A 24998-nucleotide genomic window follows, 5' to 3' on the forward strand; every position below is an offset into this window, starting at 1 on the left:
GAGGAAGCCGCCTGGAACTTCGGCAACAGCGTCGAAAGGATTCGGTGGCGGATCAACATCACAGGAGCACGTCGTCTCCTGGCCAGCTGACCGCTGCGCCGGCCGTAGCTGGTGGATCTGGGTCGAAAGGCCGAGACTGGTAGCTGCCTGCCCGCGCCTTTACTGCATGCGACCACACGAGTCGCTCGGCACCGCCAGATCGGGCGAGGTGCGTGGGTCTCCGCCTATCGACATGAAGGAGGCTGAAAATGAATCACTCGGACTTGGACCCGACCTTCTATCGAAGCGCAGCGGAGGCGGCGGCCGCGCCACCGGAGCAGCTCGCATACGTTGTTGCGTTCGACGGCGCGGCACAGAAGCCGGATGCGCTGTCAGTAGTCGATGTGGATCCGGGCTCGGCCACCTACGGCCGGGTGGTGGGCTGGACCGAGGTACCGCACCTGGGCAACGAGCTGCACCATTTCGGCTGGAACGCCTGCAGCAGCGCGCTGAAGCATGAGGGTCACCACAGTGCGGGGCTGGCTCGGCGGTACCTGATCGTGCCGGGTCTGCGCTCGTCACGACTGCACGTATTCGATACCCAGCCCGACCCACGCCAGCCCACCCTGTCCAAGATCGTGGACAGCTCCGAGCTCGCGGCCAAGGCCGGCTACTCCCGTCCACACACGCTGCACTGCGGGCCGGACGGTGTGTTCATGACCTGCCTCGGCGCGGCAAACGGATCGGACGGGCCGGGCGGGATCGCGCTGCTCGATCACGCCACGTTCGATGTGCTGCGGCAATGGGAGACCGACCGTGGGCCGCAGTACTTCGCGTACGACGCCTGGTGGCATCTCAACCAGAACACGCTGATCAGCAGCGAGTGGGGCGCCCCGTTCATGATCGAGGACGGGCTGAAGCCGGAGCTGCTGCTGGCCAACAAGTACGGTCACGCGATCCACTTCTGGGACCTCGCCGCCGGTCGGCACCAGCAGCGGATCGATCTCGGCGAGCAGTACCAGATGCCACTCGAGCTGCGCCCTTCGCACGATCCGGACGCCACTTGGGGGTTCGTCGGTGTGGTGATCTCGACCGAGGATCTGTCGGCCTCCGTGTGGCGTTGGCACCGCGATGGTGGCGAGTGGGCGGTCGACAAGGTGATCACCATTCCGGCCGAACCGGCCGATCCCGACCTGCTGCCGCCGGCACTGAAACCGTTCGGCGCGGTGCCGCCGCTGGTCACCGACATCGACCTGTCGGTCGACGACGCATACCTCTACGTCTCGTGCTGGGGTACCGGGGAACTCCGGCAGTTCGACGTGCGCAATCCGGCTGACCCGAAACAAACCGGGTCGATCCGGCTCGGCGGGATCGTCCGCCGCAGCGCCCACCCGGCCGCGCCGAACCAGCCGCTTGCCGGCGGGCCCCAGATGGTCGAGATCAGCCGTAATGGTCGGCGGGTCTACCTCACCAACTCGCTCTATAGCGCGTGGGACGACCAGTTCTACCCGGATGGGGTCGGCGCCTGGATGGCCGTGATAGACACCGATCCGGACGGCGGAATGACCATCGAGGAGTCGTTCTTCCCACACGACGAGGACTTTCGAGGTCTGCGGGTACATCAGGTGCGCCTCCAGGGCGGCGACGCATCCTCCGACTCCTATTGCTACCGGTAGTCGGGTCGAGCCGGGACCGCTGGATCTCGACCGCGTGCGCCCGGTCGGCGAAGCGTCCGTACCAGCAGAAATTGCTGGTCCTAGCGTGAGCCGCGACCAATGCTCGACTGCGAACTCGCGCGCTGTCAGCTGGCTGCGCTCCACTCGGCGGTATCCGATGCCGAGATCTGATCAGCCCGAGAGGTGAGCGGCCGCAGCTTGTGTCAGGGCGGGTCCAGCGCAGTTGCCGGGACGCCATAGGGCAGGAACCGCACGCGACGGCGTTCATCGGTATTGTCGCGGTGCGCACGCAAGGCCTCGAGCTCGCTCGGAAAAACCTGCTCGACCCTGGCCTCGCCGATGTCGTCGATGCTGTAGATGACCCATACCCCACTGCCGGTCTCGCCGGTGGTCTCGCCCTCCGGCTGCGGCGGCCGCGTACGCTCCGGCTGAACAAACTGACCGAGCAGCGACGCCAGTGTGCTCCCGCTTGCGCGATCGATGTACTCGCCGGCCTTTCCGAGAAGGTCGCGGAATTCGATCCCCACCTCCCGTAGCGCGCGTTCGAATTCTTCCGGATCGATTCCGAAAGGCCCGTCGGGTGCCATCACATTGCTCCTGGAGACGAATTCGGTGCTACGCCTTCAGTGTCCTCGCGCAACCCCGATTTCGCCACGCCTGGCAATGACCATGACCCGACGTGGCGAACTCGGCTCACCGGATCGGCTGTGTCATGCCGCGTGTCTGCCAGCAATGGAGTGCCGGTCATCGAACCGCAGCCGTACCCGTCACCCCTGGGTGACGTCCAGCGCAGAGTGCTCGACGGCGTCTTGCCACCGGTCGTCTTGTGTATTCACCGTCCGATGGTGTCGCCAACGTAGCGCTGGCGATACTCTTTCGATATCTTTTGCGATACCGATAATTCGGTCACTGGCTTTATCGTCAGGAACTGCATGGACAACTACGGTTGAGATGGCCGATCGATCTCGGAAATTCGTTCTGGTCATTTCGCCCAAAATTCCCACTGATAAAGGAATCCATTGTCCTGGAAACAATTTCGACGTACCGCCTGTGCGATGACAGCAGCGGCCACCGTTCTCGCGATCACAACATCGTGCGCGGAAGGCACCTCCGATGACTCGAATGCGACCACTGCGGCGGAGCCACCAGAACTGCGGAGTGCGCTGGATGATGCTGTTCGGCAGGGGATTCCGGGTGTTCAGGTGGTTATCACCCAGGATGGCCGCCACCGCGCCGTCACCTCGGGCGCCGCTGACACGGCATCCGGCCGCGCCTTCGCACTTGACGATCGGATCCGGATCGCCAGCAATACCAAGTCGTTCGTCGCGACGGTCATGCTGCAACTCGTCGGCGAGGGGAAGGTCGAACTCGATGCGCCGGTCGAGCGCTACCTGCCCGGGTTCGTCCACGGCAACGGGTACGACGGACATCGGATCACCGTGCGAAATCTGCTGCAGCACACCGCCGGATTGGCCGACTATATCGAACCCGAGAAGATGGCGAAGAGCGCAGGAAATTTGCACCGGCAGCCGTTCGACGCCGCCACGTTGGTCGGCGAGGTCCTGGCGACGAAGCCGCCGCTGGCGGAACCCGGCGAGCGGATGATCTACACGAACGCTGGGTATCTGCTGGCGGGCCTGGTAATCGAGAAGGTCACCGGACGCCCCGTCGGGACCGAGATCACCACTCGAATCATCCAGCCTTTGGAACTGGCCTCGACGTACTATCCCGAGCCCGGCGAAACCGCCCTCCGCGGCCCCCATGCGCACGGCTATCTCGTGATCGACGGACAACGCACGGACGCAACGGAACTGGATCCCTACGGGATCGGCGGCGCCGACGGTGCGATCGTATCGACCGGGGCCGACCTCAATCGCTTCTTCACTGCATTGCTCGGCGGCAGGTTGCTGGCGCCGCACCTGCTGGAAGAAATGCAGCGCACTGTACCCGCCGACGCGCTGCAACCAGGCGCCCAGGCCGGTCTTGGTCTCATGCGTATTCCGGTGTCCTGCGGCACAGCGGTCTGGGGACACGGCGGCGCCACACTCGGGTTCGCGACGCGCGGCGGCGTGACGGCGGACGGCGTCGCGGCGACCGTGACCGCCAACCTGCTGCCGCAGCCCACCGAGGCGGCCACGGCAATGAAGGCTGCCTTCGACGCCGCGGTGTGCCCGCCCGAGTCGATCCCGCCCCAGCTGGCTCGGAACTTGGATGAGATTGTCCGGCAGGGCATCCCGGGAACACAGGTGGTCTTCACCGCCGCCGGCCGCGATCGCCAGGTGGCCGCGGGCGTCGCGGACACTGCCTCCGGTCGGCCGTTCGCCCTCGATGACCGTGTCCGGGTGGGCAGCAATACGAAAACCTTCGTGGCGACCGTGGTGCTCCAACTGGTGAACGAGGGCAAGATCGAACTGGATGCGCCGGTGGAGCGCTATCTGCCGGGCACGTTGCAGGGCAACGGATTCGACGGCAATCGCAGCACCGTGCGCCAACTGCTCCAGCACACCGCAGGACTGCCCGACTACGCCGACGAAGAACTGCTGGAGAATTTCGACACCGTCCGCACGCAGCAGCTCGAAGCAGCCGATCTGGTGCGCACCGTGCTGGCGAAGAAGCCGCCGTTGTTCGAACCGGGAACCGGCTGGCAGTACTCGAACACCGGATACCTGCTCGCCGGCATGCTGATCGAGAAGATCACCGGACAATCCGTCGGCGCCGAGATCGCGCGTCGCATCGTCGAACCACTCGGGCTGAATTCCACCTACTATCCGCAAGACGGCGAAACCATCATCCGCGGGCCACACGCCCACGGCTATCGCGATGCCAATGGCACGTTCGTCGACGCCACCGATATGAACACATCCTGGGCCGGAGCCGCGGGAGCACTCGTCTCGACCGCCGCCGATCTGAACCGATTCTTTATTGCGCTACTGGACGGCCGCCTGCTGCCACCGCACCTGCTCGCCGAGATGAAGCACACCGTGGCCGGTCCGCCGGATTCCCGAATGCAGTACGGGCTGGGCCTCATGCGACGGCAAGTGAGCTGCGGTAAGGAAGCATGGGGACATGGCGGAGACCTCGAAGGCTTCACGACACGATCCGTGGTCACCCCCGATGGGCGCGCCGTGCACCTGACCGTCAACCTGCTGACCATGGAAGACCAGCCGCGCGCGGCGATCGATGCCGCCTTCGACACCGCGGTCTGCTCGCAGTGAGGGCCGCGGGTGGCTCGGCGTCAGGCGTCGAGGTAGGCGAGCACGGCCTGGACGCGGCGGTGCACCCGATCCTCGCTGCCCAGATCGAGTTTCGCGAAGATGGCGCGAATGTGTTTGTGCACGGCGGCATTGCTGACCAGCAGGTGTTCGGCGATGGCGGTGTTGTTGTGGCCCTCGGCCATCAGCGCGAGCACCTCGCGTTCCCGAGTCGTCAGCGCCGCGAGCGGGTCGGCGCGATAGCCCCGCACGATCCGCGCGAGCACCTCGGGGTCCAATACCGTTGCGCCGAAAGCGATTCGGCGCAGGACATCAAGGAAGTCCGCCACCTTCTCCACCCGCTCCTCGAGTAGGTAGCCGACGCCGCCCGCACCATCGGCAAGCAGGTCGCCGGCATGCTCAGGCTCGATGCTGCTCGACAGCACCAGCACCGGCAGCCCGGGATGCACCCGCCGCAGCTGGATCGCGGCGCGCAACCCGTCATCGGTGCGCGTCGGCGGCAGCCGGACATCGACGATCACCGCGTCGGGTCGGTCGGCGGTGACCGCGGCGATGAAATCGACGGCATTGTCACAGGCCGCCGTCACCTCCATACCGGAACTACGCAGCAACAGCACGAGCCCCTCCCGCATCAGGGCATGATCCTCGGCGACTGCAACCCGCATGGCGGCTCCGGCGGTTCTCGCGCTCGCGGCCATTACTTGATCAGTCCAACGAGCACGGCGACGGCGTCGGTGCAGTAGTCGAGGTCGATGCCGCCGGGGGCGAACAGCAGCTCTTGCGACAATCCGCTCAGCAGCGCGGTCACGGCGGGCACTAAGCGGGCAGCCTGCTCGGGTGTGGTGCGGGTGCCCGAGCTATCGAGCTGCCGGTCGGTCAGCAGCCGCGCGAGCGCCGTATCGGTCCGCTCGACCATGGTCACCGATGTCAGCAGGTCGCGGTCGCGCATACCGGCGACCATCGTCTCGAGCTGGAACGATGCGCGCACGTTCGCCAGGTCGCCGGTCGCCGCCTCGTAGCTGATCCGCGCCAGCTCGTGCAGTACCTCGGTCAGCGTGAGTTTCGGGTCCGCCAGCCGCTCCAGGACGTCGAGCTGCTCCTCTCTCATGCGCTCGGCGGCGGCGATCAGCAGCCCACGCTTGCTGCCGAAGATCGAGTACACGGCGCCGGTGGTCAGGTCGACCGCGTCGGCAATGGCACCGACGCGAGCCGCTTCGTACCCGTGCTGCGCGATGACGGCCACGGCCGAATCGAGGAGTGCGGCGCGATTGCGCGCACGGGTGACCTCCCGTCGCATCGAATCCGCTCCTCTCGCCCATCCAAACGATAATATGATTATTTCAATAACCAATCTACCGCATGTGAGCGTCCCGGTTTGCTCACCTCTGCCCGCGCCGAAATCTGGGCCAGGCCTGGTGTTCACCGCCGGAACCGCGGTCGGCAGTAGAAGCCCTTCGCGCCGCTAGGTGTCGGTGGGGTGCCGATTGCGGCGATGATCATCGAGCAGATGGCCAACTTCAAGCGGAACCAGGTGCCCGGCACCGGTCTCAGCCCCCGACAAAATGCTGCTCGCCAGTGGCTTCTCCTACGCCGACGCACACCGCGCCGCCTCGGAGTCGACTGCGAGCAGATCCCCGGCAACCGGCGATAGGATTGAAGTCGCAGTCGCAGTCCGCGACGACTCCTTGCCGGGGCGGTGAGATGTGGGGTAAGCGCGAGGACATGATTGTGCGGGGACGGCTGCCGTTCAACGCCGAGCCGCCGCCATCGGTGCTGGCGGGCAGCGAAATCACCGCGGTGGACGCGTTCTATGCGCGCAATCACGGTCCGTTCTCCGACATCCCCACCGAGCAGTGGCGGTTGGGCGTCGATGGACGGGTGGACAATCCGCTCACCGTGACCTACGACCAGCTGACGACCGGCTTTGAGCAACACAGCGTGGTAGCGACGCTGGCGTGTGCCGGCAACCGGCGCGCTGAACTGCTGGCGGTGCGCCCGATCCCCGGCAAGGAGCCATGGGAGCACGGCGCGATCTCGACCGCCGAGTGGGCCGGGCCCAGGCTGGCCGATGTACTGCAGGCGGCCGGGGTGCACCACGATGACCGACTGCACGTCGCATTCGCTGCCCCCGATGTGGCCCAAGAGGCCCGGCCGGTTCAGTCCTACGGCAGCTCCATCCCGCTGACCAAGGCGCTGCGCGAGGAGGTGTTGTTGGCCTGGCAGATGAATTCTCAGCCACTTCCGCGCGTTCACGGTGGCCCGGTGCGTGTGGTGGTGCCCGGCTACATCGGGGCTCGCAGCGTCAAATGGGTCACCGCCGTCACCGTGCAACCGGTCCCATCACAGAACTATTTTCAGGCCCTCGACTACCGCATTCTTCCGCCCGAGGCCGACCCAGGGGCGGTCGCACCGGGCGAGGGCATCTCGCTATCGTCGCTGGCGCTCAACTGCGACATCCTCGTGCCCACCGAGGGCGATCGGATTCCGCGTGGCTCCCGGACTGTTCGTGGATGGGCAATGGCCGGCGACGGCCACGGCATCAGACGGGTCGACGTCTCCGTCGACGACGGCCGCAGCTGGCGGCAGGCCGACCTGCACCCCGCACCCGGCCGGTGGGCGTGGCGGCCGTGGTCTCTGACCGTCGACATGCGACCCGGGCCCCTGAACATCACCGCCCGCGCCTGGGACGACGCCGGAGCCACCCAACCCGAATCCCTGGCATCCGTATGGAATCCCCGCGGATACGGCAACAACGCATGGGCCCACATCAAACTGACGATCCTGTAAGGCATCGCGGTGTGCAGGCCGTAATGGCGTCGCGCAGCAGGCCAGGATGGGTCGTCCCGACCGCCGTAGCGCAACGGCATGCGAGTACTCCCCATCACCCGAACAGGTGAGTGAATGTCTCGGCGACGATGTCCGACACTGACCGCACTGTCACTCGAGCCGCCCTGCGCAGTGTGGGTCGGTGATCGCGACACTGCCAACGCAACGAAGGAAGCAGCCGTCATGCCAATGATCGACGTGTACGCAGTCGAAGGAATCTTCAGCGATACCCACCAACTCGCCCGCGACCTCGCCGGCACCTTGATGGCCATCGAAGAGGTCCCCGACATCCCGCCGCCGGCAAAGCCTGACCGCTGGGAATTCCCGCAGGGGCCGCGAACAAGTGCATGCTGCGACTACACGAAAGCTGTTGCGCCCAACCGCTGACAGCGACTGATTCAGGCCGGATCGGCACAGACCAGACAGGTTCAGACATGGCCACCTCTCGCACGACCGAACACCAGACCCGCCGACTTCTTGTCGCGTTACCCCAAACCTATGAGGAGGCGCTGACGATCTACGAAAAGCTTGTTCCGCCAATGGATCCAGCCGCGTTCGCGCAGGCGGGATCCTGGGATGAAGTCCTCGACACAGCGGCGCTCAGCGCTCCGCACGGGTTCATGCGCTACTACCGCAGCGATATCGGTACCGCCATGGCGGGGTCGCCGTCGAAGTGGCGGGCCACGCAGTACCTGATGGGCAATCACACGATTGCCGAACGCATGTTCCGGCACGACCCAGCGGTCATGCTGCATGCGCCCCTGCGCACCCTGGTGTTCGTCGGCCCGGACGGCGAGACGACATTCGCCGTCGACCAGCCCAGTCTGCTGTTCGCCAGCTTCGACGATCCCATCATCGAGGCGGTCGGTCGTGAACTCGACGGCCTATTGGCCACCCTCATCCGATTGCTCGGCGGTCAGCTGCCGCCGGAGCTGAATGGCGGTATCGACCTCACACGAAATTGACTTGGGTACAGTCGAATTCGTGCCTGTGTCCGCTGCGATAGACGGGAACTCGGTCGTGCGGGCTGCCATCAGAGATTTCCGTCAGGCCCGCACTTGTTCATGGATCCACTGATCGGCCAGCGTGGTCCAGATCGCGGCGTCACCGGCGCCGCGCGCCAGGCCGAGGCTGTGGGGACCGTGCGGGAACACATGCACTGCATGGGGTACATGGTTCGCGGCCAGCGCAGAAGCCAATCGGTAGGTGTGCTCGGGCGCTACGTAGGCGTCCTCTGCGGTGTGCCAGACGAAAAACGGTGGTGATTGCGGCGAAACCAAGGCGTCCAGCGAGGTCGACCGGCGTAGTTCCGGGCTGGCATCCGCACCGAGCAGGATCAGCCGGGCAGGACGATAGGTCTCGGTCTCCATCGACGTGATCGGGTAGCCGAGCACGGCGAACTGTACTGCTTCGTCGGTGTCCGCTCCGGGCGCCAAGGCGGCCAGTCCGGCCAGGTGGCCGCCGGCGGAGAATCCGACGACCCCGACTCGGTGTGCGCCCTCGGCCCGTCGGCGCCGGATCTCGGCACGCAAGGCCTGCAACGGAATCGGGTGTCGGACATTGAGTGGATATCGGAAGACACTCGCCTGAGCGTCGATGGAGCGCAGCCATTCGACAACAGGTTCTCCCTCGTGCGGTGCGTGTTCGGCGTATCCACCGCCGGGCAGCACGATTATGTGCGTCCTGGTCATCAAACCTCCCTCGCGTCCATTCCCGGCCGGTAACCACTTCGTTGGCTGCTGGGCGCTCGACATGTTCTCACCCTGCAGCAGTCGATATAGCTGTCGCACTCACCTGAATGAGTGAGTGCGGCCTCAGCGCACCCGCCGTCACCCCAATCACCCGATCGAGGTGATGCACCTCGTCGTCCCGAACACGTACACATTCAGTGTGACCAGTACGGACCTTCGCCCAGGGAGAATTTTGCCCCCTCGGCTGCCGGATGTGGGCGACGACGGAATACCGGGCGTGCCGATTCACCGCACCCGTTTACCCGCCCGGCTCGAGCAGGACCGGCGGGTGCAGATGCCCGAGCCGGACGCACTGCAGCTTGGCAGCGGGCGTCTGGGGCAGCGCGTCGTGGCGGGCGTGCGCGATCGGCTGAGGGGGCTGTCGGGTTCTGCTCGTGAGGTTGTCACGGTGGCGGCATCGCTCGGGCGTTACTTCGAACTCGATGATCTGGCCGGTGTTCTGGGGTTGCCGGCATCGAGGCTGATCTCACCGGTGGAAGAGCTCCTACAGGCGGATGTTCTGGGCGAGATCGATGGGCGGATCGGGTTCGGGCAGGGCCTGGTGCTGGACGTGGTGCGGTCGTCTGTGCCGCGCTCGATGCGGCGAGCGCTCGATTTGCAGGCCGCCAGGGCGCTGCTCTCGCGTGGATCGCTGTCTGTCGAGGTGGCGATGCAGCTTGCGGATGGTGCGGAATTCAGCGACAACGCGGCGATCCGCACCCTGCTGGATTCGTGCGAGGTGCTGGGATCTGTAGATCCCTCAGCGGCGTCTGTCCTAGGCCGGCGCACGTTGGATCTGGCGCCGTCGCGGCACCCGCTGCGCGGGGCACTGGTCGCGGAAACCGTTGCCGGGTTGCATGGTTCGGGTCGGGTCGAGGAAGCGCTGGCTTTCGCTGACGCCGCGCTGCGTCGAGCATTGCCTCCCGAGCAGGAGGCGACGATTCAGTTGAGCGTTGCCGGGCTCTATTCGTCCTGTTCGGAGCTGCGTTGCGACCGGTCACGGAAGGCATTGGCACTCGACGGAATTCCAAGACATCTGCGGACGCGACACCGGGCGCTACTCGCCCACAACCTGGTGGATGCCGGTCGCGTGGCGGAGGCTCGAGCACTATCCGAAGAAGCCACCGTCGATCAACGAAATCATCCCGATGATCCGACACAGCGGCTGCTGGAGCTGACCGGTTCGAGCCTGGCCTATCTGGATGGCCGCTTCGAGTCCGCGCTGGAGCTCGCCGACAGTGTGGTGACATCCATCGGACATGAGAGACAAGACGCGAGAGTGCATGTCGCCCAGCAGTGGCGCTGCGTGGTGCTCGATGCGGTCGGTCGAGGGGCGGAAGCGGAGGAACTAATCGCCGAGTATGTCTCCGACGCGCAGCGAGACCGTCAGACAGCGGCCGTGCGTCTTTACGAGAGCACTCGGGGGCGACAGTTGCTCCAGCGCGGCCGTCTCGAGGAGGCTGCGGTCGTTCTCGATGCGCACTTCTCGTCATACGCGGGGCACGAACTCGCGAGCGCAACAGAGGCGGCTGCCGTCGTTGCAGGTGAAGTACGCGATCTGCAGCTCGTCCCATGCCGCGTCGTCGGTGTCGGTCGCGAAGGCCGCGCGCGGCTGGCTACGGGCCTGGTCCACGCGTCCGTCGTCGAACAGCACGGCGGCCAGATCAGGGCCATAGGAACTGCGGCGCTGTCGTCCGCCGAAGGGGGTCAACGAGGTTCGCTGATTGCCGGTTTCGACGGTCACTCGTGCCCGGCCGAGCGGGTGTTCACGTGTCTTGGCTGCCCAAACGATGCCGTCGAACTCGACCTGGGCGGTGACGAAGGCGACGCGCCGCCAACGGTCCAAGCCGCCGTGCGCGTCGAGTGCGGCCTGGACGACGTCGTTGTCCGGTGGCTGCGGTGCGCGGGTCATGATCGTCCCTTCCGGTTCACTCGGCATCGAGGAATTCGATGACGTCGGAAGCGAATTGCTCGTGGTGCTGGAAGAGGAACCCGTGGGCCGAATCGGGGTAGATGGTCACCTTCGCGTCGGGCAGCAGGCCGGCGACGAGGTAGGAGTACTTCGGCAGGATCATGGGGTCGCTGTCGCCGTTGGCCACGAAGACTGGTGCGGTGAGCGCGGTGAGTTCGGACAGCAGCGCGATATTCGGGATCCCCCACTTGGCCACGGCGTCGTACTGGGCAAGGCGCGTAGCCCAGTCGGTCGGCGCATCACGGTCTTCGGTGCGCCCGTAGATCCGCGACAGGGTTCCCATCCCGGCCGTGCGGCTGGACTCCGAGGACGTGAAGAACACATCCAGGTATTGCTCGCCGGAGGTCTCCGGCCCGCCGACGGCGTTGATGACGTCCGCGGCCCAGCCGTGCATGCCCGGCGCGCCCTGGGGCGCGGTGGACGCCAGCACCACCTTTCCGACGGAGTCGGGGCGGGTGAGAGCGACTCGTTGCGCGACGAAACTGCCGATGCTGAAGCCGAGCAGGTCGAACTTCTCCAAGCGCAGGGCGGTAGTGAAGGCCAGCACTTCGCGTGCCATCTGCTCAATGGTGTCGGCCGGGGTTCCGGTGCTGCCGCCCACGCCCTGGTAGTCGACGGTGATCACGCGACGGTGTTGTGCCAGGGCGTCGATCAGGACCGGATCCCAGTTGTCGAGGTTGCCTCGGAAGTGCACCAGCAGGACCAGGGGACGGGCGGTGCGGGGGCCGATGTCACGGTAGGCGTAGTCGACGCCGTCGCCGGCTCGGATGCTGAGGTTCGGCGCGGACCCGTAGCTGGTGGCCGTGTGGAGGTCGGTGGCGGTCATCGGTCTTCTCTTTCTCTGGTCGTTCGGATGGTCGGCGGTAGACAGGTTGTGCCTGGTTACGCCTCTCTCCGACTATCTGGTGAAGCGGTCGTGCATGGCATCGCACGAACAGGTGAGGCGAGGGGTGCGGTCACTGGTCACGCGAATGGGTGATGGTCTTTCCCCACCGGCACGCACCACACTCCTCACAGGAGAACCAGTGGACGAGGAGGACAGCATGACGGTGGCCGGTGCGGCAGGGCAGCTGATGCTCGGTGGGCGATATCCGCTGCGCCGGATCGGATACGGGTCGATGCAACTCACCGGGACCGGAACCTGGGGCATGCCGGCGGATCCGGATGCTGCGATCGGAGTGCTGCGGTTGGTAGTCGAACTCGGTGTGCAATTCATCGATACCGCGGATTCCCGGGACATCATCGGAAGCGCACCTGCGCGCGAACGTGGCCGCAGCGGGTCTACATCTGACGCAGGACGAGACCGATCGGCTCGACATCCCGACCTGAGCGCACGACCGACGTCGGGATCAAAGCGTTTGCAGGACAATCGATTACGAATAAACGGGAGCTGATCATCATGCCGGTTTCGAAGGGCACTGCCGAATGGAAGGGCGACGTGCCGACAGGTGCGGGCACGTTCACCGCGGGAACAGCACTCGCGGGCGGATACACCTACAAGTCCCGCTTCGAGGGCGGTCCCGGGTCCAATCCGGAGCAGCTCGTCGCCGCGGCCCACGCGTCGTGCTTCTCGATGGCGCTGAGCAATCTGCTCGCCGAAAGCGGCCACCCGCCTCAGCTCATCCACACCGAGGCCGAGGTGACGTTGCGGCCTGTCGACGGCGTGCCGACGATCACCAGGATCTCGCTGGTCACCCGGGGTATCGTCCCCGGACTGGACGAGGAGACCTTCAAGGAACGTGCCGCTGCGGCCAAAGCAGGCTGCCCGGTGAGCCGGGCACTGGCAGGCGTACCCGAAATCGTGCTCGACGCCGCACTGCACCGGGATTGAGTGCGGAGGAGTCGATATACAACCTTCGCTCACCGCGCAGGCGTGCGGGTTTCGGAGATCTCGCTGGGCAGCGGGAACCTCGGGACGCAGCGGCCGTCCCGCGCCGACCGAGCGAAATCTGGCGGCGTGCTCGACCCGATTCGTCGACGTCGGCGGCAGCGAAGGCCGGCTGACGCACTGATATTCCGGCGCTGGGGCGCGTCGCCTGCGCATCCTTGCCCGCGATCTCGAACTGGTCCCGCCGATCCGACCGGTGCATGGTCGGCGCGCGGCTATCGCTTACTGCGCGCGTAACCTACTCACCAGGAATCGTGCATGTTGACGATGTGCGCGCTCCGGCGATCGGTCACACTTTGGCCAGTGTCGAATCGTGAGGGGTGATCCATGCAGTCGGGATCGTTGTGGGGACGGACCGAGCCCATGACGCGGGCGCTGGCGGTAATACGCGGAGCGCAGCGGCACGGAATCGGCGGGATCGTCGTGATACGTGGGCCGGCCGGGGTCGGTAAGACGGCGCTGACCGCGGAGGTGGGACGGCAGGCGTCCCGGATGGGGCTGAGAGTCATTGCCGGGCACTGTGATCCGGCGCAGCAGGCGACGCCCGGGGCCGCCGTGATCGCGATGCTACGGGCCGGGCGCGAACCGTTGCTCGGTAGCGACGATTACGCGCAACTCGTGCATACGGCTGCGGAACCGCTTCTCGTCGCTGATCGAATCGGGGATCACCTGGCCGCCACCGGGGCAGGCGGGCCGCTGCTGATCGCGCTGGACGATCTGCATCGAGCCGACCCGACCAGTCGATTCCTCTTGCGCACCGTAATTTCGCGGCTGTCCGGACTGCCCATCGTCTGGGTGCTCGCCGGGCGTGACGACAACTTTTTCGGTGAGTTGGCCGGAGCGGACGGTCTTCGCCTCGAACAGGTTCGGCTACGACCGCTGGCCACAGTCGACCTGGTCGCCATGGCCATCGACCGGCTCGGGCACACGCCCGACGAGCGCACAGAGCGGTACCTCGACGCCACGGGCGGCAACCCCCAGCTCGCTGCGCGGATCATCGACAGCGTCGCGCGGGGGGCGATCGAGTCGGTACCGGCCGAGTTCCACGCCGCTGTCAGGAGCCGCCTCGCCCAGCTCGGCGACGCGGCCCAGCATGTTGTGCGGCTGCTGGCCGTGGCCGGCACACCATTGGCGATCGGCGAGATCGACGCACTGCTGCCGGACACCGCCGCCTATCGCGAACACGTGGTGTCCGAGGTCCTCGATTCCGGGTTGACCGCAGCAGCCAGCGGGGGGCTCGCGTGTCGCCACGAGCTGGTCGGCCAGGCGGTACGCGATTGCACGCGTGAGCCGGACGTCAGAAGGCTGCATCGTCGGCTCGCCGAGTACTACCTCACCGATGCCGGACGGCCCATGCAGGCGGTGGCCCATGCGCGTGCGGCTGCCGAGCCGGGAGATGTGCACAGCGGCATGATCCTGCTCGTCGCCGCGGAAGCACTCGCCGACACCGACGCGGAGTGCGCCAGCGAGCTGGCCACGCTCGCCATGCAAACGTTCCCGTGCGGAGACCGGGCCTGGCTGGAACTGAGCCAGCGTTGTCTGGCGGTGCTGTGCCGTACCCAACGCACGGCCGAGGCGATCACGGCGACGGAGCTGATCCTGGCCCGGGTTGATGACGACGAAATGATCGGTGCGGTGGAAACCGATGCCGCCCAGGCGTTCTGGTTGAGCGGGCGCGTCGCCGAGCTCGTGCGGCGCACCGATCGACTGCTCGCCCGGCCGGATCTGACGCCGGTCACCACCGCCCGGCTGCGGGCGGCACGAGCATTGGCCAGCACGCGGATCGCCACCGGCGAGGCTGCTGCGCGCGAGGCGGACGCGGTGCTCGAGCACTCCCATACCGTCGATGATCGCGAGGCCGTACTGCTCGCATTGCAGGCCGCCGGTGAGGCGGCGAAGAACGAGGGTCGCCACGATGTTGCGTTGCGGCACTTCCGTGAACTGCGCGCGATGCGCGGAACATCCTGTCTAGCAGAGGAAATCACCGAGCTGCAGATTCTGGACCGCTACGAGCATGCGCAGATATTGCTGGATCAGTCCGGGGTCAGCGGCCGTGGCGAGGTCGGTATGACGGTCCCCGCGCTGCAGTGCGCACAGATGTGGCAGCACTTCTACCTGGGACGTTTCGGGGACGCTGACATCGCGGCGCAGGCATTGCACGATCTCGGACACCAGCTGGGCAATGCCGAGCACACGCTGGATGCCGTGCTGGCGCGCACGGCCGTGGCGCTGCTGCGCGGGGACGTACCGGCCGCGACCGCGCGAATGCGGGTGGTCGACGAGCTCGTCGACACGACCGACGGTGTGCGCCGCCCCGCGCTGAACATGATCCGCGGCTGGCTGACCGCCGGACAAGGGGATCTCGCGGCAGCCCTGCGGATTCTTCGGCCGGTTGTCGCCGGTGCTGGAGAGCAGTTCAACTACTGGCCGCTGTGGCCGTGCTGGAGCGGATTGTTCTTCGACTTCGGCACCATGGCTATGGACGACCGATTCGCCGCTGACGCAGTGGAAACTGCGGAACTGGCGGCCGCCCGCAACCCGGGGGTTGCCAGCTTCCAGGGCATCGCGTTGAACCTGCGCGGATGCTACAAAAGCGATCTGGATATCCTGGCCCAGTCGGTGCAGGTGCTCGACCGCAGCCCCCGCCCGATCCTGCGGGCGCGCGGAGCCGAATCCTTCGGCCGCGCACTGCTGGCCGCGGGGGAGGTTCCCACCGGGCTCGCCGAACTCGATCGAGCCTGGGATGAATACCACCGGGTGGGTGCGTCGTACTGCTGCCTCGAGGTGCAGCGGACAATGCGCTCGGCCGGCGCGCGGCGCGCGAAATGGTCGAGCGAGGCCCCCACCGGCGTGGCCACCACCGGGTGGGATGCCTTGACACCGACCGAACGTCGCGTGGCCACACTCATCGCGGCGGGGAATACCAACAGATCCGCCGCCACCGAACTCGCTGTATCCACCAACACCATCGGAACCCATCTGCGGTCCGTGTTCGCCAAACTCGGTGTGCGATCACGCGTTCAGCTCGCGAACGTGATGAATCAGCATGCCGCCAGCTGAGTTCGGCTCCGATCCAGCGTGGCTGAGGCACGGAAATGCCGATGAGCGTGCGTGTTTTCCCGTTGGTTAGTAGGGAATGGGTTTGTTCGTCTCGGCCCAGCCGCGCTCGATATCACTGCCGGGCGCGGGCGGGAACAGTCCCGCGATCATCCAGGTGTCCCGGGGCACCTCGTTGACATTGAATTCGAGATGCAACCCGCGGTCGTGGGTGTACGGGGCCATGAGGTCGTGCAGGCGCTCGCTCATGCGCCTGCGCATATCGGGGTCGTCGACTTGGCGTGCCAGATGGTCGATGGTGATTCGCACGGAGGGGGTCGGTACGCCGCCGACGTAGAAGGAATCGGCCGGGACTTCGTGGAAGAGCGCCACCGCATAGAACTCGGGCAGCCCGAAGTGCGCGTAGTAGGCGGTGATGTCCTTGGCGAAGTTCTGTTTGTCTTCGGCCGTGAAGGTGTCGGCGGGGTGATAGATGTGCCACAGCGGCATGATGAACTCCCTTGAAAGAGAAGGATTTTCAGCGAGCGAATGGCAAAGCGAGGCCCTCGACCGGCCCGGACAGCGCAGCCTTCACCTGTCGGGTGAACTCGTCGACGAGCACCTCGGACGCTCCCTGCTCCAGCCCGTCGGCGACCGCCGCGGCGACCTCTGCCGGGCCGATCTTCGGCACCGCGATGGCCTTCACCATGTCGGTGTCGGCGAATCCGAGATGCACACCGACCACCTGTGTGCCCTGCTCCGCCAATTCGATCCGCAGCGAATTGGTGATCGACCACAGCGCGGCCTTGGACGCGCCGTACGCCGCGGCCCCCGAGCTCCAGGACAGCGCCGAGTGCATATCCACCAGCGCCCCACCGCCATTCGCCGCGAGGACCGGTGCGAAAGCCCGTGCGATCCGCAGCGGCCCGAAGACATTCGTCTCGAACGTCTCCACCACATCCGCCATCTCGGTCCGCAATAGCGGGCCCGGCCGCAGCACGCCCGCGTTGTTCACCACGATGCTCACATCGCCGGCCCGCTCCCTCGCTGCGGCGATCGAATCCGGGTCGGTTACCTCCAGCTCGAACGGCACTACCCGCGGATCGTCGCTCGCTTCCGGCTTGCGTGCGGTCACGTACACCTTGGACGCGCCCCGGTTCAGGAACTCCTGTGCGAGCGCGCGGCCCAGCCCGCGCTGCCCGCCTGTCACCAGGGCGATCGCACCTTCGATTGTCGTCATGTCTGCCTCCCTGATCTACTCTTGTGGCTATCTGACTATATATAACTATAGTTAACTAGGTAAGGGCAGGTCGCGTGAAGCTTTCATCCACACCGCCGCTATGGCCGTTGCGCGGCCAGAACGCCCGGCACTGCCCCGTGTGGAACTGCCTGAACTTGCCTTTCCTGATCGCATGGCCCGGATTCACCCTCGAATCGGTGGCCCCTTATCGATCCGGCTCGGGCGTGTCGCAGCGGATCGAGTGTTCCTATCCGGATCGCATCGCAACCCACGATCGCCTGCAGGCTCTGTGCATCGATGACACCCACCTATTGCGCCGGCTGGACTGCAACTCCCAGCTCTTCGGACGGCTCACATCCTGTCCGGCTTGCAACGATCGACGGGATCGCCTTCGCGACTGGCCGGGAGATCGTGCCGCGCTACCCGGATGGCGGCGCAGCATCCCGGTGCTGATCGGAATGACATTCAGCGATATCGAGATCGTCCGACAGTTGAACGCCGGTGGGGGTGCTGCCCGACCGGCACCGACTCGACCCGATCATGTCGGGTCGATCTCTCCTTCCGTCCAGGCGATCAGCTCTGGAATTGGGAATAGGCGGCGGCGAACAACGTGTAGGGATTCCCGTAGCCGGGAAAAAGGCCGGTCATTTCATCGATAACCTCCTGTGCCGAGGACAGTTTGGCAACAGCACGGTCGAATGCCTCGATGTAGGAACGGGATTGTGCGAGCTGCCGTTCGGCGTCGTCGTCGGGCGCGCCGGGATCCCGGTGTCCGGCGATGATCGTGGCGGGGCGCAGGTCGGCGATCTTGTCGATGGTCGCCAACCACGTCCGGCGGCTGTCGGGAGTCGAATTCCACAGCCACATATGGATGTTGTTGTACACGGCGTCGCCGGAGCAGACGGTATTCAACTCTGGAATGTGGACCACGGTATTGAGGACACCGTCGGCGCCCCCGACTTCGACCAAGCGCACCGGATGGCCGTCCACGGTCAGCGTGTCCGAATCCACCGGCTGCGGGAGTGCTGGCCGGCGGTCGAACCGATCGCCGAACCAGGCGATCCAGTTCTGTTGGACCTCGGGTCCGAGGTTGTAGCGCGCTTCCTCGATGACGGTGGTGTTCAAAGCCAGTAGCCGGGCCTGGGGGAATGCCTCGAGGACTGGGCCCGCGCCGAAGAAGTGGTCGCCGTGACCGTGGGTGACGACGATGCTGGTGAGGTTCTTGCCGGTTTCGCTGATCCACCCAGCGAGGCGGCGGCCTTCCTCGACCGTCATGAGAGCGTCGACCAGGATGGCGTCGCGCGCACCGGAGATCAGCGTGGCGGTCGACGCGGGCCAGGTGGCCGCAGTATCCGGATCCCACCCCGGTCCACCGTCGATGGGCAGGTATCCAGTGTTGAAGACATCGATCGTGACAGACATGGAATTAGCTTTCGCTCGCAATGGAGGCAATCGGTGGCCTGGACCACCTGAAAGCCGGATCAAGCTCGAGTATCCAAAGTCGGTCCTGGACGCTCCATCACCTGAATGCGTGACCCTGCTCGGCACTCCTGACCTCGGCGAGGTCGAACCACCGTGATCTGTGATATCCGTTTCCGCATACCGCGCTGACGAACCGGCCCGACACCATTGACCGCCGAGAAGGTGGTGGCCTTCGTCGACGTGCGATGAAACCCGCGGCTGTAGTCGTGCCCGGACGCTTGTGGGTGAGATGGGCGCGGGTCTTCTAGACGAGATCGTCTAAGTCTGTGGCGCGGATGTATTCGCCGCATGGGCAGCCGAGTCGTGTCTTCCGGGCGGGAAGTTCTTGCGGTGCGGAAGTAGCTGCGCTACCGGGATATTCGGGGCAGACAGACAGGTGCGCGCCTCGTGGAAAGGCGCGCACCTGTGGTCGACGGTAGGTCGGGTCAGCTGACCGCCGTGGTGGACGCGGCCACGGCGCCGGCAAAGTCGGGCTGGATGCCGAGTTGGGCGAGCATGACGCTGACGCCGACGTAGCAGTTGAATTCCTTGATCTTGCCGTCCTCGATGTACCAGAAGTCGGCGGTCGGGATGGCCAGCTTGGCGCCGGTGGGCTGGATGGTTCCGGCGGGCGTCTGGAATGGGCCGTTGAAGGTGCCCTCGATGGTCAGTTCGACGGCGACGACGTTGCCCATCACGTGGAACCGGTGCAGGTTGCGATGGACATCGGGGGCGAGCTGGCCCATGAAGACGACCAGGTCTCCGAGGTGTTCACCGCGGTAGGTCTCCCCGGCGACGATGTTGTTGAATACACCGTCCTCGGTGAACAGGTCTTTGAATCCCTGCACGTCCAGGACGCTGCCCTCGGCCGCGTGGTAAGCGGCGCGGACGACGGCTTCGGCGGTGGTGGTCATTGCACTCTCCTTGGGGAAAATCAAACGCTTGATTAAATACTCTGCCGCACAAGAAGGCTTGTCAAGCGATCGTTTGAATTGTTTTGGGGGAGAATTTGTTCGGCCTGGTCAGGCAGTGTGCTCGTGGCCGTGGAAGGCTCCGGCCACCACGGGCACGAGCAACCGCTCGATCTCCTCCGTGGGTGCGGCGGCGAGCTCGGCGCCGATGGGTGCCAGCGCGAGCCAGTTCAAAAGTCCGGCCGCACAACGGGTCCGGAAGATCAGTTCCTGCTCGTCGATCTCGGGCAGGTGGTTCGTGAGCACCCGCAGGCTCTCGGCGCGGGTCCGATCGAACTTCTCGTTCAATCGATCCCACCCCGCCGGCGGGTCGATTCCGACCCGCGCCACTGTCCGCATGACCGCCAGGTCCTGCCCACCGGCGGCAAGCGCGCGAATCATCGGCCGCGTGAACGCCGCGGCCAAGTCCTGAAGCGTCGCAGTGGATTCCACCGCGCCGAGCTCCTGGATCTGTGCGTCCAGGTACCGCTCCAACGCCTGTTCGATGGCCGCATGACACAGCGCCTTCAGTGATCCGAAGTGATAGCTCACCGCCGCCACATTGGCTCCGGCATTCTCGGTGAGCTCGCGCAGTGTCACCCCCTCCTGTCCCCGCTGCGCGAGCAACTCCAGCGCGGCGGCCAGTAACCGCTCGCGCGTCCGTTGCCCGGTCTCCCGCCGCAAATCCGTCTTCTGTTCCCGCACGACGAAAGTCAAGCAGTCGCTTGAATTCCTTGTCAAACGCCTGCTGAAAGCTGTTTCCGCGGTACGAGGCTGGTTACGCCCCCGGGCAGGACTTCGCGGCGGTGCGGATCACGTCGATCACCAGGCCGGGCTGGGACAGCATGGGGACGTGGCTGCTGTCCGCCTCGTAGGTGCCGGCGTCCATGCGTTTTGCGCAGAAGCGCTCCAGCTCCGGATGTACGGTGCGGTCGTTTCTGCCCACGATGTACCAGCTCGGTTTCGACTTCCACGCGGTGCCCGCGACCTGCTGGTCGAAGAGGTCCACGGCGGGTACGCCCTGGGTAGCCAGCAGGAGTTGCTGTTCCTGTTCGGAGAGATCGCCCGCGAAGCATTCGATACCCTCCGGCCGCAACCAGATGCGACCCTCGGCGATCTCGATGTGCGCGAACACATCCGTTGTGGGGAACTTGGCCTGCAGACTCTGCGACGTCTCGTCCGCGTCCGGGGCGAGCGCGGCGATGTAGACGAGCCCCGCGACACGGTCATCGGTCCCCGCGGCCGTAATGACGGAGCCGCCGTACGAGTGACCGACGAGGATGGCCGGGCTGCTGACCCGGCCCAGCGCCCGCTTGACCGCGGCGACATCGCCTTCCAGGGTGTCGAGGCTGTTCTGCGTGGACACCACCTCGTGTCCCGCCGCCTGCAATGCGGGAATCACCTTGTTGAAGCAGGACCCATCGGCCCACAAGCCGTGGGCGAATACGATGCTCGTTGTGGTCGGCGTCGACATGATGCGCACCCTTCCTCGGTACGAATCGGCGGGACCCGCACCGCTCTAGGTTTGTACTCTGTCTGCGATCTATGACGGCGGGGTGGGCCCTCGCCGCCACCATCCTCCTCCCGCGACCCGCATCGGGACCGTGCTCTCGTGAGGTAATCCCGGTCGAAGTCATTGCACCGCAATGATTCTCGATCTTGTTATCGCTTATCGCCGCGCTCGTGGCCGGGCTGGTTGGGGGAGCGGCCGGCACCCGCCGTTGTTGCGGCGGATGAGGAGGAGTTGACGGCGGGCATTGCAGGAGCGCGAGGTCGAGGTGGGCGATCTGCCTTCGAGGCACCGCGCGTTCCGGCGTTCGGCCGCGTCACCAATCATCAAGGCGCATAGTCGGTTTCGCTGAGCGGACTGGCTACCATGCGTGCAATACTGCGCGGATTAGATTACCACAGGGCTGATCGACTGCGCCGATGGTGGGGCAACTATGGATGATGGCACATCGAGAACCTCTACCGCCGGTTCCGCCCGCCGAGCAATTGACCGCCGGGCGTCGGCTGATTGATGGTTGGGCGGAGTGCTCGCAGGACGTTGGCGGCGCAACCGGGTGGCGGGATAGCGCGACCCGGGGCAACTACGCCTACTCGATGCCGAAGTCCTTGATCCTGCGGTAGATAGTCGCCCGCGACATCCCTAGCGCCGCGGCGGCTTCGACCTTGTTGCCGCTGTTCTCCTGCAGGCTGCGCACGATCGCGTCACGTTCCAGTGCTTCGATCCGGCTCAGTCTGCGCCGGGCCAGCGAACGGCATTGTGGTGGCAGGTCGTCGATGTGGATCAGACCGGATCGCTGCTGTGAAATGGTTTCGGCTAATACCCGGCGTAGTTGGGCGACGTTGCCTGGCCACGATAGCTTGTTGAGCTGGCGCATGGCGTCCGGGGCAAGCCGGACTTCGGCGCCCTTGGTCAGCTCGCCCAGCAGGAAGGGAACCAGCTCTTCGAGGTCTTCGATGCGGTGCCGGAGCGCGGGCACGCCGACGGTCTGGCTGAACAGTGGCAGCAGCGAATCGACAGCCGTAGCGGGCGTGGCCGAATGAATTGTTGCCGCGATCCATCCGCGACCGGCGCAGGTCTGGAGTATGTCCGCGATCGGCTCGACCGCCTCGGTCGGCAGGCAGTCCATATCTTTGATGACAACATTGAAATTACTGTTGCTGGTTTCGGCGCGTAGCGCGGCCAGTAGGCCCTCGGTGTCGGCGAAGTCGGCCGTCCGCAGCACCCGGGCCATCTTGCCGGGGCTGACGTGCGCGACGACAGATTTCGCGAGTTTTGTTCGTCCGGAACCCTTTTCGCCATCGATGACCACCCATTCGCGATCCCGGCAGCAGCGTTCGACCTGCTGGCAGCTGCGCCGCCACGAGCTGCTCCTACCGGCGATGCCGGGCAATGCGAGCGTGCCGCGTGCGACCGGGTGGTGCACGGTGCGGTCAACGATCAGCTGAACGTGCAGGACCATGTTGAAGCTGCTGCCACGTATCGAAATACGTTCGACCGCTGTCACTTTCGCGGTCTGACCGCTCGGCAGCGGGGCCAGGAGGGTATCGACGGCCCCGGGACGAACCAGGTCGGTCGAATATTGCAGCAACGCCCCTTGGTCGTGCGGGTCAAGAGCCTGGCGCAGGTAGTGGTTCATCAGCACCACGTCGCCGCCGATCGCGAGCACGCCGAGCGGATACTGGCGGCATTGGCGCAGATACGTCTCCAGCAGCGCGGTCTCGGTTTCGCTGGCGAGCACGCGGAGCCGGTCCTGGATCTGGCTGCTCGCGCTGTTGGCGAGGGCGAGCATCAGCGGATCGGATCTGCTGGCCCAGCAGGTGAGATCGATGACGCCCAGCACCGAGCGCGTCAGCGGGTGGCGAATGGGCGAGCCGGCACATGCGAGCCCGCCGAGGGTGCCGAGATAGTGTTCGCCGCCACGAATGAACGTCGGGGTGGCTGTTTCCAGGGTGGTGCCGATTCCGTTGGTGCCGACGAAGTCCTCGGCATAGCTGTAGCCGGGAGCGAGTTGCACACCGTCGAGTGTGCGCATGATTGTGGCATCGGCGGCGCAGCGCTCGAGCAAGAGTCCATCCGACGAGGTCAGGATGACGCTGACAGCCTGGTCGGCCAGGTCGCTCGCGAGCCGCTGCAGCACCGGCGCAGCGGCGCTCACCAGTGGGGAGTCGAGATTCGGTTCCCGCACATAAGGCAGCTCCACACGGTCGGGATGGATCTGCAGCGCGCGCGATCGGCACCACGAATCGAGCACAGTGTCGCGCACCGGCGGGAAATCGAGCGAACCCACGGTGAGGAATTGTTCGCGCGCCTTTTCTGGGCTCACGGCGACGTCGGCTCGAGGATCCGGCATCTGCTCATACCTCGGTGCTTGCTGCTCAACCCATGGTGGCGGCCGTCTCAATGGATGACGCGTCTCAGATTGAGACCGTCAGTCTATCGCTTCCGCTGTGTCATGGGCACAGGGAGAAGTGCTTGGCACAGCAAAACCAGGAGGAAGACGTTTGAGCCGCCAGAGCCTCAGCAAGGCTGATCGAAAGGTCACCGATCTATCGGGGGAGCCGACCTTCGCAGAGGTACGAACCCGCGCCGAGCTGCCGGATGAGTTCTTCGCACTGTTCCTCGACCCGACCTTCTTCTGGCCCCACCCGGACGACACTTTGGAACGAGCCCAGTTGGCGAAGATCGACCTCGCTCTGGCCCAGTGCGATCTGCGCCCGGGGATGACCTTGTTGGATGTCGGTTGTGGCTGGGGTACGACCATGTTGCGCGCCATGGACACCTACGGGGTGAATGCGATCGGGCTGACTCCCAGCCGTAACCAGTACCGGTATGTGCGGAATCTGCTGGTCGACCGGGTGGTCCGAGGGCGCCCCTATGGTGGGGTGCGGCTGCAAGGCTGGGAGGAATTCGACCGCCGCGCAGACCGGATCGTGTGCATCGGTGCGTTCGACCCCTTCGGACGAGACCGCTACGGCGAGTTCTTCGAATTCGCTTACCGCACACTGCGCGCCGATGGAGTGCTGCTGCTGCAGGCCGTCGTCGGCGACAACCGCGACGACCTGTGTGCCAACGGAATTCAGCACACCGGCATCGATGACGCGTTTATACGGTTTCTCACCGAAACCATCTTCGGCGGCGGCCCGCTGCTGCCCCCAAGCGGACGCGACCCCAAAGGTGTCACCGCATACGCCGAAGACGCCGGATTCACCGTTACCGGCATGCAGTCGATGGGGCCGCACTACGCGACCGCCCTCGATCAGTGGACCGATGCATTGCACGAGCACCGCGACCGCGCCATCGAGCTCGCCGGACCCGACACCTACGACGCCTACATCCGGTACCTGACCGGATGCGCCGACTACGCCCGCCGCGGCCGCATCGACGTCATGCAATTCACCTGCACCAAACCCGGCCCACCGCACTGAACCAGACACATGACCAGCGACGACAGATCGTCATATCGGTGGTTCTTGCTGCCGCAGACCGGGCAGATCCTGGTCAAAGTCCCCAACCGATAC

The 24998-nt window shown here is 65.6% G+C and carries 21 protein-coding genes; 9 read left to right on the forward strand and 12 right to left on the reverse strand.

Going from position 1 to position 24998, the window contains the following annotated elements:
- Positions 1 to 248: 248 nt before the first annotated feature.
- Positions 249 to 1655, forward strand: coding sequence for a selenium-binding protein SBP56-related protein (locus ABZ293_RS20715; RefSeq protein WP_355182859.1), 1407 nt, complete (start codon positions 249 to 251; stop codon positions 1653 to 1655).
- A 203-nt stretch (positions 1656 to 1858) separates the two neighbouring features.
- On the opposite strand, the gene ABZ293_RS20720 is transcribed toward ABZ293_RS20715, so the two are convergent.
- A complete protein-coding gene (locus tag ABZ293_RS20720) occupies positions 1859 to 2242 on the reverse strand; it encodes a hypothetical protein (RefSeq protein WP_355182861.1) in 384 nt (127 codons plus the stop codon).
- Between the two features lie 468 nt (positions 2243 to 2710).
- Between ABZ293_RS20720 and ABZ293_RS20725 the strand changes: the two genes are divergently transcribed.
- The gene (locus ABZ293_RS20725; RefSeq protein ID WP_355182863.1) at positions 2711 to 4870 is read left to right on the forward strand and encodes a serine hydrolase domain-containing protein; all 2160 of its coding nucleotides are present in this window, start codon (positions 2711 to 2713) and stop codon (positions 4868 to 4870) included.
- A gap of 20 nt (positions 4871 to 4890) precedes the next feature.
- Here the strand turns inward: ABZ293_RS20725 and ABZ293_RS20730 are convergent, their stop codons facing one another.
- Together ABZ293_RS20730 and ABZ293_RS20735 are read right to left on the reverse strand one after the other, a co-directional pair.
- Positions 4891 to 5532, reverse strand: a complete 642-nt coding sequence (locus ABZ293_RS20730; protein WP_355182865.1) for a response regulator transcription factor — start codon at positions 5530 to 5532, stop codon at positions 4891 to 4893.
- A gap of 32 nt (positions 5533 to 5564) precedes the next feature.
- A complete protein-coding gene (locus tag ABZ293_RS20735; protein ID WP_355182867.1) occupies positions 5565 to 6164 on the reverse strand; it encodes a helix-turn-helix domain-containing protein in 600 nt (199 codons plus the stop codon).
- Positions 6165 to 6568: 404 nt separating this feature from the next.
- Here ABZ293_RS20735 and ABZ293_RS20740 point away from each other — a divergent pair, with 404 nt between their 5' ends.
- The 3 genes from ABZ293_RS20740 to ABZ293_RS20750 all read left to right on the forward strand — a co-directional run bounded on the left by ABZ293_RS20740 (position 6569) and on the right by ABZ293_RS20750 (position 8658).
- Positions 6569 to 7654, forward strand: coding sequence for a sulfite oxidase (locus tag ABZ293_RS20740; RefSeq protein ID WP_355182869.1), 1086 nt, complete (start codon positions 6569 to 6571; stop codon positions 7652 to 7654).
- Between the two features lie 222 nt (positions 7655 to 7876).
- Positions 7877 to 8080, forward strand: coding sequence for a hypothetical protein (locus ABZ293_RS20745; RefSeq protein ID WP_355182871.1), 204 nt, complete (start codon positions 7877 to 7879; stop codon positions 8078 to 8080).
- Positions 8081 to 8127: 47 nt separating this feature from the next.
- Positions 8128 to 8658, forward strand: coding sequence for a DUF302 domain-containing protein (locus ABZ293_RS20750; protein WP_355182873.1), 531 nt, complete (start codon positions 8128 to 8130; stop codon positions 8656 to 8658).
- Positions 8659 to 8739: 81 nt separating this feature from the next.
- On the opposite strand, the gene ABZ293_RS20755 is transcribed toward ABZ293_RS20750, so the two are convergent.
- Positions 8740 to 9384, reverse strand: coding sequence for a prolyl oligopeptidase family serine peptidase (locus ABZ293_RS20755; RefSeq protein ID WP_355182875.1), 645 nt, complete (start codon positions 9382 to 9384; stop codon positions 8740 to 8742).
- Between the two features lie 253 nt (positions 9385 to 9637).
- Between ABZ293_RS20755 and ABZ293_RS20760 the strand changes: the two genes are divergently transcribed.
- A complete protein-coding gene (locus tag ABZ293_RS20760; protein WP_355182877.1) occupies positions 9638 to 11377 on the forward strand; it encodes a hypothetical protein in 1740 nt (579 codons plus the stop codon).
- Here ABZ293_RS20760 and ABZ293_RS20765 read toward each other — a convergent pair.
- On the reverse strand, positions 11352 to 12221 hold the full coding sequence (locus tag ABZ293_RS20765; RefSeq protein ID WP_355182879.1) for an alpha/beta hydrolase: 870 nt from the start codon (positions 12219 to 12221) through the stop codon (positions 11352 to 11354). The genes ABZ293_RS20760 and ABZ293_RS20765 overlap by 26 nt on opposite strands.
- A gap of 573 nt (positions 12222 to 12794) precedes the next feature.
- On the opposite strand from ABZ293_RS20765, the gene ABZ293_RS20770 reads away from it, so the two are divergent.
- Both ABZ293_RS20770 and ABZ293_RS20775 read left to right on the forward strand, forming a co-directional pair.
- Complete coding sequence (locus ABZ293_RS20770; RefSeq protein WP_355182881.1) at positions 12795 to 13226, forward strand: OsmC family peroxiredoxin; 432 nt, start codon at positions 12795 to 12797, stop codon at positions 13224 to 13226.
- A gap of 384 nt (positions 13227 to 13610) precedes the next feature.
- Entirely contained in the window at positions 13611 to 16343 is a 2733-nt protein-coding gene (locus tag ABZ293_RS20775; protein ID WP_355182883.1) for an AAA family ATPase, read from the forward strand.
- Positions 16344 to 16409: 66 nt separating this feature from the next.
- Here ABZ293_RS20775 and ABZ293_RS20780 read toward each other — a convergent pair whose 3' ends face one another.
- The 7 genes from ABZ293_RS20780 to ABZ293_RS20810 all read right to left on the reverse strand — a co-directional run bounded on the left by ABZ293_RS20780 (position 16410) and on the right by ABZ293_RS20810 (position 23830).
- Positions 16410 to 16829 carry a tautomerase family protein gene (locus tag ABZ293_RS20780; RefSeq protein WP_355182885.1) on the reverse strand — a complete coding sequence of 140 codons (420 nt, stop codon included), beginning with the start codon at positions 16827 to 16829 and terminating at the stop codon, positions 16410 to 16412.
- A 28-nt stretch (positions 16830 to 16857) separates the two neighbouring features.
- On the reverse strand, positions 16858 to 17559 hold the full coding sequence (locus tag ABZ293_RS20785; RefSeq protein ID WP_354957471.1) for an SDR family oxidoreductase: 702 nt from the start codon (positions 17557 to 17559) through the stop codon (positions 16858 to 16860).
- A gap of 573 nt (positions 17560 to 18132) precedes the next feature.
- Complete coding sequence (locus tag ABZ293_RS20790) at positions 18133 to 18981, reverse strand: MBL fold metallo-hydrolase (RefSeq protein WP_355182887.1); 849 nt, start codon at positions 18979 to 18981, stop codon at positions 18133 to 18135.
- 485 nt (positions 18982 to 19466) lie between these two features.
- Positions 19467 to 19934, reverse strand: coding sequence for a nuclear transport factor 2 family protein (locus ABZ293_RS20795; protein WP_355182889.1), 468 nt, complete (start codon positions 19932 to 19934; stop codon positions 19467 to 19469).
- A 108-nt stretch (positions 19935 to 20042) separates the two neighbouring features.
- Positions 20043 to 20675, reverse strand: coding sequence for a TetR/AcrR family transcriptional regulator (locus ABZ293_RS20800; RefSeq protein ID WP_355182891.1), 633 nt, complete (start codon positions 20673 to 20675; stop codon positions 20043 to 20045).
- A 73-nt stretch (positions 20676 to 20748) separates the two neighbouring features.
- Entirely contained in the window at positions 20749 to 21444 is a 696-nt protein-coding gene (locus tag ABZ293_RS20805) for an alpha/beta hydrolase (RefSeq protein WP_355182893.1), read from the reverse strand.
- A gap of 622 nt (positions 21445 to 22066) precedes the next feature.
- Complete coding sequence (locus ABZ293_RS20810) at positions 22067 to 23830, reverse strand: helix-turn-helix domain-containing protein (protein WP_355182895.1); 1764 nt, start codon at positions 23828 to 23830, stop codon at positions 22067 to 22069.
- A gap of 151 nt (positions 23831 to 23981) precedes the next feature.
- Here ABZ293_RS20810 and ABZ293_RS20815 point away from each other — a divergent pair, with 151 nt between their 5' ends.
- Positions 23982 to 24905: a class I SAM-dependent methyltransferase gene (locus tag ABZ293_RS20815; RefSeq protein WP_355182897.1), complete on the forward strand. Its 924-nt coding sequence runs from the start codon at positions 23982 to 23984 to the stop codon at positions 24903 to 24905.
- Positions 24906 to 24998 lie beyond the last annotated feature (93 nt).

The sequence above is a fragment of the Nocardia sp. NPDC005998 genome, assembly GCF_040614395.1.
In the GTDB taxonomy this organism is placed as follows: domain Bacteria; phylum Actinomycetota; class Actinomycetes; order Mycobacteriales; family Mycobacteriaceae; genus Nocardia.